Source organism: Streptomyces sp. NPDC054961 (assembly GCF_053609145.1).
Map to the genome: position 1 here is coordinate 56,196 of NZ_JBSGWY010000032.1, position 11,304 is coordinate 67,499.

At 73.2% G+C, this 11,304-nt stretch carries 9 protein-coding genes; 3 read left to right on the forward strand and 6 right to left on the reverse strand.

The annotated features are described in order from the left end of the window. The first annotated feature begins 356 nt into the window (after nucleotides 1–356). Both ACWF9Z_RS25915 and pepN read left to right on the forward strand, forming a co-directional pair. On the forward strand, nucleotides 357–1,385 hold the full coding sequence (locus tag ACWF9Z_RS25915) for an aspartate-semialdehyde dehydrogenase (protein ID WP_453605658.1): 1,029 nt from the start codon (nucleotides 357–359) through the stop codon (nucleotides 1,383–1,385). 186 nt (nucleotides 1,386–1,571) lie between these two features. Next, nucleotides 1,572–4,148: an aminopeptidase N gene (pepN, locus tag ACWF9Z_RS25920; protein WP_453605660.1), complete on the forward strand. Its 2,577-nt coding sequence runs from the start codon at nucleotides 1,572–1,574 to the stop codon at nucleotides 4,146–4,148. A 94-nt stretch (nucleotides 4,149–4,242) separates the two neighbouring features. Here the strand turns inward: pepN and ACWF9Z_RS25925 are convergent, their stop codons facing one another. The 4 genes from ACWF9Z_RS25925 to ACWF9Z_RS25940 form a co-directional block, all read right to left on the reverse strand. Further along, the gene (locus ACWF9Z_RS25925; RefSeq protein WP_453605662.1) at nucleotides 4,243–5,139 is read right to left on the reverse strand and encodes a LysR family transcriptional regulator; all 897 of its coding nucleotides are present in this window, start codon (nucleotides 5,137–5,139) and stop codon (nucleotides 4,243–4,245) included. A 10-nt stretch (nucleotides 5,140–5,149) separates the two neighbouring features. Continuing rightward, nucleotides 5,150–6,085 (reverse strand): DMT family transporter, encoded by a 936-nt coding sequence (locus tag ACWF9Z_RS25930; protein ID WP_453605710.1) that lies wholly within the window; start codon nucleotides 6,083–6,085, stop codon nucleotides 5,150–5,152. Between the two features lie 51 nt (nucleotides 6,086–6,136). After that, entirely contained in the window at nucleotides 6,137–7,147 is a 1,011-nt protein-coding gene (locus ACWF9Z_RS25935; protein WP_453605664.1) for an EamA family transporter, read from the reverse strand. Nucleotides 7,148–7,210: 63 nt separating this feature from the next. Next, nucleotides 7,211–8,554 carry an MFS transporter gene (locus tag ACWF9Z_RS25940; protein ID WP_453605666.1) on the reverse strand — a complete coding sequence of 448 codons (1,344 nt, stop codon included), beginning with the start codon at nucleotides 8,552–8,554 and terminating at the stop codon, nucleotides 7,211–7,213. Nucleotides 8,555–8,652: 98 nt separating this feature from the next. Here ACWF9Z_RS25940 and ACWF9Z_RS25945 point away from each other — a divergent pair, with 98 nt between their 5' ends. Continuing rightward, the gene (locus ACWF9Z_RS25945; RefSeq protein ID WP_453605668.1) at nucleotides 8,653–9,162 is read left to right on the forward strand and encodes a MarR family winged helix-turn-helix transcriptional regulator; all 510 of its coding nucleotides are present in this window, start codon (nucleotides 8,653–8,655) and stop codon (nucleotides 9,160–9,162) included. A 153-nt stretch (nucleotides 9,163–9,315) separates the two neighbouring features. On the opposite strand, the gene ACWF9Z_RS25950 is transcribed toward ACWF9Z_RS25945, so the two are convergent. Together ACWF9Z_RS25950 and ACWF9Z_RS25955 are read right to left on the reverse strand one after the other, a co-directional pair. Further along, nucleotides 9,316–9,555, reverse strand: coding sequence for a hypothetical protein (locus ACWF9Z_RS25950; RefSeq protein ID WP_453605670.1), 240 nt, complete (start codon nucleotides 9,553–9,555; stop codon nucleotides 9,316–9,318). A 20-nt stretch (nucleotides 9,556–9,575) separates the two neighbouring features. Continuing rightward, on the reverse strand, nucleotides 9,576–11,304 hold a 1,729-nt coding region (locus ACWF9Z_RS25955; RefSeq protein WP_453605672.1), incomplete at its 5' end, for a 4-alpha-glucanotransferase.

Here is an 11,304-nt window from a genome sequence, read left to right on the forward strand (position 1 = left end):
TAAACTGCCCAACACCCCCGGGCCACCCCCCCGCGCCTCGGTCGTTTTGTTTTTTTATCCCTACCCCTCTATGGGCCGGCCGGTTTTTAGCCCGGGGGGGGGGGGCCCCGGGGGGGGGCCCCCCCCCCTTCGCCGTCCCACACCACGGCCCTGACCAGCCGGAACGGGCCCCCGGAGGGGCTGCGGCACGGTCCACGCGGAGGTGTCGCGCGGGTCCCCGGCCAGATCGACGTCCGCTCCTCGGACAATGGATTGGACAAGGCTCGTGGGGTCGAACGCATGATGGTTTCGCGCGCGCCCGCGTCGTACGCGTCCATACGTGTACTTACGTGTCCATACGTATCGAAGGAGTCACCGTGAGGGTCGGAATCGTCGGAGCCACCGGACAGGTCGGCGGAGTCATGCGCGGCATCCTCGTCGAGCGCAAGTTCCCGGTGGACGAGCTGCGGCTGTTCGCCTCCGCGCGGTCCGCGGGCTCCACCATCGAGTGGGACGGCCGGGAGATCACCATCGAGGACGCCTCCACGGCCGACTACTCCGGCCTGGACATCGTGCTCTTCTCCGCGGGCGGCGCCACGTCCAAGGCCCTCGCCGAGAAGGTCGCCTCGCAGGGCGCCGTCGTGATCGACAACTCCTCCGCCTGGCGCGGCGACCCCGAGGTCCCCCTCGTCGTCTCCGAGGTCAACCCGCACGCGATCAAGAACCGCCCCAAGGGCATCATCGCGAACCCGAACTGCACCACCATGGCCGCGATGCCGGTGCTGCGCCCGCTGCACGACGAGGCCGGCCTGACCGCGCTGATCGCCACCACCTACCAGGCCGTCTCCGGCTCGGGCCTGGCGGGCGTCGCCGAGCTCAAGGGCCAGGCCTGCGCGGTCTCCGAGGCCGCCGACCAGCTGACCTTCGACGGCGGCGCGGTGGAGTTCCCGGAGCCGAAGGTCTACCAGCGGCCGATCGCCTACAACGTGGTCCCGCTCGCGGGCAACCTGCTCGACGACGGCTCCTTCGAGACCGACGAGGAGCGCAAGCTCCGCAACGAGTCCCGCAAGATCCTGGAGATCCCTGAGCTCAAGGTCTCGGGCACCTGCGTGCGCGTGCCGGTGTTCTCCGGCCACTCCCTCCAGGTCAACCTCCGCTTCGCGCGTCCGCTGAGCGTCGAGCGCGCCTACGAGCTGCTGAAGGACGCGCCGGGCGTCGAGCTCTCGGAGATCCCGACCCCCCTCCAGGCCGCCGGCAAGGACGCCTCGTACGTGGGCCGCGTCCGCCTCGACGAGACGGCCGAGAACGGCCTCGCGCTGTTCCTCTCGAGCGACAACCTCCGCAAGGGCGCCGCGCTGAACGCGGTCCAGATCGCGGAGCTGGTCGCGCAGGAGCTCCGCGGCTGATCCCGCTCGCACGCACGACACGCAGGGGCGGCGCCGTGACGGCGCCGCCCCTGCGTGTGAGGGCACGAACGGGATCAGCCGCGGCGCCCGGACGCCTCTCGCGTTCGCCCGTGGATTACTCCGACGCGGCGGCCCGGCCCGCGTGGAAGGATGGCGCTCAACGTCACCATCGAAGGAGATGAACGCGTGCCAGGCACGAATCTGACCCGTGAAGAGGCTCAGCAGCGCGCAAAGCTGCTCAACGTCGACTCGTACGAGATCGAACTCGATCTCAGCGGAGCACAGGAGGGCGGCACCTTCCCCTCCGTGACCACCGTGCGCTTCGCATCCGCCGAGGCCGGCGCCGAGACCTTCATCGACCTGGTCGCTCCGGCCGTGCACGAGGTCGTTCTCAACGGCAAGGCCCTGGACGTGGCCGCCGTCTTCCGGGGCTCCCGGATCGCGCTCCCCCACCTCGAGGCCGGCGCCAACGAGCTCCGCGTCGTCGCGGACTGCGCCTACACCAACACCGGTGAGGGCCTGCACCGCTTCGTCGACCCGGTCGACGAGCAGGCCTACCTGTACACCCAGTTCGAGGTCCCGGACGCCCGGCGCGTGTTCGCCAGCTTCGAACAGCCCGACCTGAAGGCGACGTTCCGGTTCACCGTGACGGCCCCCTCGGGCTGGACGGTCATCTCGAACTCCCCCACGCCGAAGGCTCCGGCCGACGACGTCTGGCGCTTCGAGCCCACCCCGCGCATCTCCACGTACATCACGGCCCTGATCGTCGGCCCGTACCACGCGGTGCACAGCTCGTACGAGGGCAAGGACGGGCAGTCCGTACCGCTCGGCATCTACTGCCGGCCCTCGCTCGCCGAGTTCCTCGACGCCGACGCGATCTTCGACGTGACCCGGCAGGGCTTCGGCTGGTTCCAGGAGAAGTTCGCGTACGACTACCCGTTCGCGAAGTACGACCAGCTCTTCGTGCCGGAGTTCAACGCGGGCGCGATGGAGAACGCGGGCGCGGTCACCATCCGCGACCAGTACGTCTTCCGCTCGAAGGTGACCGACGCGGCGTACGAGACGCGCGCCGAGACGATCCTGCACGAGCTCGCGCACATGTGGTTCGGCGACCTGGTCACCATGGAGTGGTGGAACGACCTGTGGCTGAACGAGTCGTTCGCGACGTACACCTCGATCGCCTGCCAGGCGGACGCCGAGGGCTCGAAGTGGCCGCACGCCTGGACCTCCTTCGCCAACTCCATGAAGACCTGGGCGTACCGGCAGGACCAGCTGCCGTCCACGCACCCGATCATGGCCGACATCCGTGACCTGGACGACGTCCTCGTCAACTTCGACGGCATCACGTACGCCAAGGGCGCCTCGGTGCTCAAGCAGCTCGTGGCCTACGTCGGCCAGGAGGCCTTCTTCAAGGGCGTGCAGGCGTACTTCAAGGCGCACGCCTTCGGGAACACGCGCCTGTCCGACCTGCTGGGCGCCCTGGAGGAGACCTCCGGCCGCGACCTGACCGCCTGGTCGAAGGCGTGGCTGGAGACGGCCGGCATCAACATCCTGCGCCCGGAGATCGAGACGGACGCCTCCGGCACGATCACGGCCTTCGCCGTGCGCCAGGAAGCCCCGGCGCTGCCGGTGGGCGCCAAGGGCCAGCCGGTCCTGCGTCCGCACCGCATCGCGGTCGGCCTGTACGACCTGGCCGACGGCAAGCTGGTCCGTACCGACCGGATCGAGCTCGACATCGACGGCGGCCTGACGGCCGTACCGGAGCTCGTGGGCCGCGCCCGCCCGGCCGTCGTGCTGCTGAACGACGACGACCTGTCGTACGCCAAGGTCCGCCTCGACGAGGTGTCGCTCGCCAACGTCACCGCGCACCTGGGCGACTTCACCGCGTCGCTGCCGCGCGCGCTGTGCTGGGCCTCGGCCTGGGACATGACCCGCGACGGCGAGCTGGCCGCCCGTGACTACCTCGCCCTCGTCCTCTCGGGCGTCGGCAAGGAGTCGGACATCGGCGTCGTCCAGTCGCTGCACCGCCAGGTGAAGCTGGCCGTCGACCTGTACGCCGACCCGGCGTGGCGGCAGCAGGGCCTGGCCACCTGGACGGAGGCCACGCTGGAGCACCTGCGCGCGGCCGCGCCGGGCAGCGACCACCAGCTGGCGTGGGCCCGCGCCTTCGCGGCGACGGCCCGCACCGAGGAGCAGCTGGCCTACCTGTCCGCGCTGCTGGACGGCTCGGCGCAGGTCGAGGGCCTGGCCGTCGACACCGAGCTGCGGTGGGCGTTCCTGGAGCGCCTGGCCGCCACGGGCATCGCCGACGAGCCGGCCATCGCGGCCGAGCTGGAGCGGGACAAGACGGCGGCGGGCGAGCGCCACGCGGCGACCGCCCGCGCGGCGCGTCCCACGGCGGAGGCCAAGGCCGAGGCGTGGGCCTCGGTCGTCGAGGGCGACACGCTCCCGAACGCGGTGCAGGAGGCCGTGATCGGCGGCTTCGTCCAGAGCGACCAGAGCGAGCTCCTCGCCCCCTACACCGCGAAGTACTTCGCGGCGGTCAAGGAGGTCTGGGACACCCGTAGCCACGAGATCGCCCAGCAGATCGCGGTCGGCCTCTACCCGTCCCTCCAGGTCTCCGCGCAGACCCTGGCGCAGACGGACGACTGGCTCGCCTCGGCCGAGCCGAACGCGGCCCTGCGCCGCCTGGTCTCGGAGTCCCGCGCGGGCGTCGAGCGCGCGCTGAAGGCCCAGGCCGCCGACGCGGCCGCCGGTTCCTGATCCGGACGGGCCGTACGAACGGGGCGCCCCCGGTGCGTGAAGCACCGGGGGCGCCCCTTCGCCGTGGCGCGCGACGGCGCGGGCACCCGGAAGATCAGCCGGCGGCGGCCACCCGCAGGGCCTGGAGGACGTGGGCCACGGCCGGGGCCGACGCGGAGCCTCGGCGCAGGGCCGCGATGACGTGCCGGGTGGGGCGGTCGTGGGACAGGACGCGGACGGCGACGCCCGGGGCGCGGCCCGCCACCATCCGCGGGACCAGCGCCACGCCCATGCCCGCCTCGACCATGGCCAGGATCGCCGTCCAGCCGGAAGCCGAGTGGGCCTGCTCGGGGACGAAGCCCGCCGCCTCGCAGGCGCTGCGGGTGATCTCCGACCAGGGGCCGCTGCCGCCGTAGATCCACGGGTCCCCGGAGAGGTCCGCGAGGCGCAGTTCCGCGGCGCCGGCCAGCGGGTGGTCCGGAGGCAGCGCCACGTCGAGGGGGTCCTCCAGCAGCGTCCTGCGGGTGAAGCGGGGGTCCCGCGCGGTCGGGGCGTGCGCCGCGAGGGAGAGGGCCAGGTCGACGACCCCGGCCGAGAGCAGCTCGTAGGACTCGGCCGCCTCGGTCTCCCGTACGCGGACCTCGACGCCGGGGTGCGAGCGCCTCAGCGCGGCGACCGCCGGGACCACGAGCACCGGTACGGCGGTGGAGAAGGCCCCGATCCGGACCTCGCCCGCATCCCCCGCGAGGTACCCGGCCAGTTCGGCGTCGGCCCGCTCCAGCTGTGCGAACACCGCCTCCGCGTGCCGCAGTACGAGGTGTGCCGCGTCGGTGAGACGGACCCGGCGGCCCTGGGCCTCCAGCAGCGGGACGCCCAGCAGCCCGGCCAGGTTGGTCAGTTGCTGCGAGACGGCCGAGGGCGTCATGTGCAGCGCCCCGGCCGTCGCGGTCACGGTCCCCTGCTCGGCGAGGGTCCGCAGGATCCGCAGCTTCTTGATGTCCCACTCGGTCATGGGGCCGAACCTACCGCCGTGCACCCAGGCCCACGCCGCCCAGGATCAGCGCCATGCAGAGCAGTTGCGCGGGGCCGGTCCGCTCGCCGATCAGGAGGAGGCCGAGGCCCGCGACGCAGACCGGCTGGAGGTAGTAGACGACTCCGGCGCGGGCGGCCCCGATGATCGAGACCGCCCTGTTCCAGGCGAAGAAGGCGACGGCGGAGGAGAGGACGCCGACGTAGAGGAGCATTCCGGCGGTGGAGGGGGTGACCTGGAAACCGCCCTGGACGCGGACGGACACGGCGTACGCGGGGGCCAGCATCAGGGCGCCGAGGACGAAGGTGGTGAGCAGGAAGGCCAGGCCGCCCAGTTCTGCGGGCTTGCGCTTGAGGAGCGCGCTGTACGTGGCGAAGGACAGGGCCGCGCCGAACATCCACAGGTCACCCGTGGCGAACGCGAAACGGATCGAGCCCTTGCCGACCAGGAGCAGTACGCCGAGGGCCGCGAGGGCCAGTCCGAAGGTGCGCCGGGCGCCGAGCCGTTCGCCGCCGAGGCGGGCGTACAGGGCCATGACGACCGGCGAGGCGGCCATGATCATGCCCATGTTGGAGGCCGAGGTGGTCAGTCCGGCCTGGTGCACGAGGGTGTTGTAGAGGGTGACGCCGAACAGCGTGGCGAGGGCGACGTAGCCGAAGTGCGCGCGGATCAGGACCCGCTGCCGCCAGGCCTGCCGGGCCGCGAAGGGGGCGACGGCGACGGTGGCGATCGTCCAGCGCCAGAACACGGCCTGGACGGGCGGGACGCTGTCCGCCATGCCGCGGGTGGCGACGAAGCTGCCGGACCAGACGACCGTCGCGATCAGGGCCAGGAGCACGCCGAGACCGGCGGCCCCCTTCGTGGCCCGGCCGCCCGCCTGCCGGGTGGCGGGCCGCGGTTCCTGCGGAGCGGTACGGGCGCGGTCCATGACGGCCACTGCGTGTCTCCCCCTCGGGTCTGGTCTGCCGGTGTCGTGGGCCTACCGTCGCACCGCGCGACCCATCAGGTCCATCGAATCATTTCGATCAATTCCTTCAGCAGAACTGAACGATTCACCGCGGGGGGACACGGACTCCCGCACGGGCTCCGGCACGGCTTCCCGCACGGGCTCCGGCACGGCCTGCGCCTCGGGGCGCCGGGCCCCGGACGCCAGCTGCCCCGCGACGGTGGCACCGAAGGCGATCGCCATGCCCAGCAGCTGCACGGAGGTGAGCCCCTGCCCCAGCGCGGCCCAGCCGATGACGGCGGCGGTCAGCGGGGAAAGCGGGCCCAGGAGGGTGACGGAGGTGGCGTCGAGCTGTCCGATGCCGCGGAACCAGAGCCAGTAGGCAACGCCGGTGTTGACCAGCATCATGTAGCCGTAGCCGAGGAAGGCCTTGCCGTCGAGCGCGGGCGGCGCCCCTTCGACCAGCGCCGCGACCGGGATGATCAGCAGGCCGCCCGCGGTGAGCTGCCAGCCGGTCATGGCCAGCGGGCCGACGCCCTGGGGGCGCCCCCACCGCTTGGTCATGACGGTGCCCGCGGCCATCGAGGCGGAGGACACCACACCCGCGACGACGCCGATCAGGTCGATTCCCGCCTCCGCGGTCAGCACCACCATGCTCACGCCGAAGGCCGCCACGACGGCCGCCAGGACGGTCCGCAGCCGCGCCCGCTCCCCCAGCAGGAGGGCGGCCAGTCCCACGACGAACAGCGGGCCGGCGGCGCCCAGGACGGCCGCGACGCCGCCGGGCAGCCGGTAGGCGGAGAGGAACAGCAGCGGGAAGAAGGCACCGATGTTGAGTGCGCCCAGGACGGCGGACTTCCACCACCACTGCCCCGTGGGCAGGGTCCGGGCGAGCGCGGTCAGCAGCAGTCCGGCGGGCAGGGCCCGCATCACGCCGGTGAACAGCGGCCGGTCGGGCGGCAGCAGCTCGGAGGCCACGGCGTAGGTAGAGCCCCAGGAGACGGGGGCGAGGGCGGTCAGGGCGATGGTCGCGGCGCGGTTCATGGCGAGTGACTCCTCGGGCAGATGAGGAACGCGGGGGCTGGGCGGAGAGGAGAGGGGAGAGGCTCAGACGGTGACGGGAGCGGGGGCGGCGGCCGACCCGGCGGCCGGCACGACGCCCGGCTCGGGGGCCGCCGCCACGGTCACGGCCACCGGCCGCGCGTGGACCGCTTCCGCCGGCAGGTGCCGCTCCAGCCGGATCAGCGCCAGGGCGGCGCCGAGCGCGGCGACCGCGAGGACGGCCCAGGGCAGCCGGCCGTCGAGGGCGAGCAGGCCGGTGAAGAGGGAGGGGGCCAGGGCGGTGGCCAGCGAGTAGGACAGCTGGTAGGTGGCGAGGTAGCGGCCGCGGACCGCCTCGGGGGCGGCGGAGACCGACAGGGCGCCTCCGGAGGGGCTGTGGACCAGTTCGCCGAGCGTGTAGACGACCACGATGGCGAGCAGGGCGACCAGGGTCGCGGTCTGCCCGGGGCGCAGGGTGCCGAGCACGATCTGGGCGACGAACGCGGCGGCGAAGAGCACGGATCCGAGGGCCGCCGAGCGGGTGCGGCGGGCCCCCGAGCGGCGGACCCGGCCGGCGACCAGGACGCCGATGCCCGCGCACAGGACGGTGTTGACGGTGAACGCCGCCCCGGTGAGGGAGTCGGGGCCGTGCAGCCAGGTGGCGATGTAGAGCGGGAAGAGGACCGAGAGGGCCGCGTAGCCCAGCGCCGTCAGGAAGTTGGCGCCGGTCAGGGCGAGGAAGGGGCGGTCGCGCAGGACCATCCGGTAGCCGGCGGCCGGCCGCCCGGCCGGGGAGGCCCCGCCGCCGGCCACCGGCCGGACCCGGGAGACGAGCAGTCCGGCGAGGGCGAAGGCAACGGCGTTCCCGTAGGCCGTGAAGGTGAACCCGTCCGGCCCCCACACCGCCAGGACCCCGGAGACGAGCAGCGCTCCGGCGCCCATCCCGGCGTTCTGCAGGGCCCGGATGGAGGCCTGGAGCCGGTCGCGGGCGGCGCCGCGGGCCACTTCCCCGATCAGGGACTGCTGGACGACGGAGAAGGAGCGGTCGGCCAGCGCGGTGACCAGGGCGACGACGGCGAAGGCGGGCAGCGAGCCGGCGAGCGGGTAGAGGGCGAAGCCCGCGGCCCGGACCGCGTAGAGGACCAGGTTGACGCGCCGGGCGCCGTACCGGTCCACGGCCGTCCCGGCGAGCGGCATGAAGGCGAGGCCGGTCAGGCCGGTGACCGTCAGCACCATACCGACGAGGGCGAAGGACAGGCCGGTGACGTGGTGGAAGAAGACGAGCGAGAACGGGACGTACATGCCGATCCCGATCGCGCTGATCCCGACCCCGGTGAGCAGGGAGAACTCCCCCGTCACTCTCCCCGTTCCCCTGCCCGTTCCCGTGCCTTCGGCCTTGGCCGCCATCATGCCCCCAAGTAGGTCGCTTGCAAGTAGCTTACCGCTAAGCTACTTAGCGTCAAGTAACTTTCTTGCGAACGACTGAGCGGAAGCCGGATACTGCACCCATGACCGAGCACACGCCCGCCGTCGGCACGGACGCCGTCGACGCGATCACCGCCCAGTGGTACGCCGTGCGGCCGGACCTCCACACGGAGCCCATGGCCGTCTTCGGCCGGATCTACCGGATCGCCAAAACCATGGGCGACGAGATGGAGCGGACCTACAACCGCTACGGGATCTCGCGCGGCGAGTTCGACGTCATCGCCACGCTGCGCCGTTCCGGAACCCCGTACACCCTCTCGCCGCGCGAGCTGTCGGCCACGCTGATGCTCACCACGGGAGGCATGACGGGACGGCTGGACAAACTGGAGAAGGCCGGGCTGCTGCTCCGCGCGCCCGATCCGCACGACCGGCGGGGGCTCAAGGTGACGGTCACCGAGCGGGGCCTCGCACTCATCGACGAGGCGGTCGCGGCGGGCCTGGAGGTCCAGCGGGCCGCCCTCACCGGACTCGACGAGGACGAGGTACGGACGCTCACCGCGCTCCTGCGCAAGCTGATGGCGGGAGTTCATTAGGGGGATCCGGGATGCGGGGACCCCCGGAGCCGGGGAATCCACCGGATCCCGGGCACGACGAAGCGCCGGGGGTCCGTGTGGACTCCCGGCGCCCCGGCGTTCGAGCGGAGCGGACCCCCTGGAGGGGTCAGCTCACGGCGTCAGCGCGCGGCTTCAGCTTTCCGTCTGCGGCTTGCGCGACTTGTCGCTGACGATCACCAGACCGGCGATGAGCAGGAACAGTGCGATCGGCAGGGCCACGAACAGGCCGAGCGTCTGGGCAATGCTCAGGCCCGGACCCGGGTCGTCACCGTCGTCGCGGGTGAGCGCGAGGGCGGGAGACGTCATCAGCAGCATCATCAGCGTCGTTCCGGCCGTGACGGCGCCGGCGCGCAGAGCGTTCTTCTTGTCCACGGTGCAAACGTAGCGAACACCTAAACGACCCGCGCGCCCGGGGGTGCCGTACGGGTTCCCGCCCCCTCCCGCACCGCGCTCAGCAGGGCGTTCGCGCGCGGCGAGGCGGTGAGCGCCTCCAAGGTCAGCGGCCGGCCCTCCGCGTCGGCGAGCGGAAGCCGCCAATTGGGGTACTGGTCCCAGGTACCGGGCAGGTTCTGCGGCCGCCGGTCCCCCACCGCGTCGGGCAGCCAGACCCCGACCAGCCGGGCCGGGGTGCGCAGCAGGAACCCGTACAGGGCGCGTACGGCGGCCTCCTCGCCCTTGGGGTCCAGGCCGAGGTCCTCCAGTACGTCCAGCCAGCGCGCGGTGTCCGCGGCGTCCTCGGCGCGCTCCCGTTCCAGCGGGCGGGTCAGCAGGCCGAGCCGGTCGCGCAGTTCCACGTGCGTGCCGGCCAGTTTGGCGGCCGTGGGCGGCAGGTCGTGGGTGGTGGCGGTGGCCAGGCAGTCGGCCCGCCACCGGGCCGGCTCCAGCGGCTCCCCGTCGCCGGCCCAGTCCCGCTCGAACCAGAGCACCGAGGTGCCCAGCACCCCGCGCCGGGCCAGCGCCTGACGGACCCCCGGCTGCACGGTACCGAGGTCCTCTCCGATGACCAGGGCCCCGGCCCGGTGGGCCTCCAGGACCAGCAGGGCGAGCATCGCCTCCCCGTCGTACGCGACGTACGCGCCCTCGGCGGGCGGGGCCCCCTCGGGGATCCACCAGAGCCGGAAGAGTCCCATGACGTGGTCGATGCGCAGGGCGCCCGCGTACCGGAACACCCCGCGCAGCAGGGCCCGGAAGGGCTCGTACCCGGTGGCGGCCAGCCGGTCGGGGCGCCAGGGCGGCAGCCCCCAGTCCTGGCCGCGCGCGTTGAAGGCGTCGGGCGGGGCGCCCACGGAGACGCCCTGGGCGTAGTGGGGCGCCCCGGAGGCGTCCGCGCCCTCCGGGTGCACTCCGACGGCCAGGTCGTGCACGATGCCGATCGCCATCCCGGCGTCCTTGGCGGCCCGCTGGGCGGCGGTGAGCTGGGTGTCCGTCAGCCAGACCAGCCAGCGGTGGAAGTCGGTGGCGGACGCGTGGTCCTCCCCGGCGTGCGCGGCGCACCAGGCGGCGTGCCGGTCCAGCTCCGCGCCCTGCTCGGCGCGGAAGTTCCCGTAGGAGGCCTCCCGTTCGGGTGAGCGCGGGACGGCGTAGAGGAGTTCCAGAGCGGATCGCTTGAGGGCCCACACGGCGTCCCGGTCGATCAGCGCCCCCTTCTCCAGCACCTCGCGCCGCAACTGACCGCCCCGTTCGGCCAGCGCCTCGAGGGCGACCCGCTCCGGGCAGTGCGCGTACTCGGGGACGTCCTCGATCCGCAGGTGCACCGGGTCGGGGAAGCGGCGCGAGGACGGCCGGTACGGGGAGGGGTCGGTCGGGGTCCCGGTCACGGCCGCGTGCAGCGGATTGACCTGGATGAAGCCGGCCCCGTGGACCCGGCCGGCCCAACGCGCCAGCTCCGCGAGGTCACCGAGGTCCCCCATGCCCCAAGAGCGCTCGGAGAGCAGCGAGTACAGCTGGACGAGGAGCCCGTGGGCGCGCTCCGGCGCCGCCGGGGCCCGGTCGGGAGCCACGATCAGCGTGGCGGGGGGGGGGCGGGGCGGGGGGGGGGCCCCGGGGGGGGGCCCCCGCCCGCCGCCCCGGCCGGGGCCCCCCCCCCCCCCCCCCCACCCCCCCCCCCCACCCCCCCCCCCC

What these genes read in the sequence shown, in the direction of transcription:
- ACWF9Z_RS25935 (WP_453605664.1), bottom strand. Translation starts at nt 7,147, where the DNA reads ATGAACCGCGCCGCGACCATCGCCCTGACCGCCCTCGCCCCCGTCTCC.
- ACWF9Z_RS25945 (WP_453605668.1), top strand. Translation starts at nt 8,653, where the DNA reads ATGACCGAGCACACGCCCGCCGTCGGCACGGACGCCGTCGACGCGATC.
- ACWF9Z_RS25940 (WP_453605666.1), bottom strand. Translation starts at nt 8,554, where the DNA reads ATGATGGCGGCCAAGGCCGAAGGCACGGGAACGGGCAGGGGAACGGGG.
- ACWF9Z_RS25930 (WP_453605710.1), bottom strand. Translation starts at nt 6,085, where the DNA reads ATGGACCGCGCCCGTACCGCTCCGCAGGAACCGCGGCCCGCCACCCGG.
- ACWF9Z_RS25925 (WP_453605662.1), bottom strand. Translation starts at nt 5,139, where the DNA reads ATGACCGAGTGGGACATCAAGAAGCTGCGGATCCTGCGGACCCTCGCC.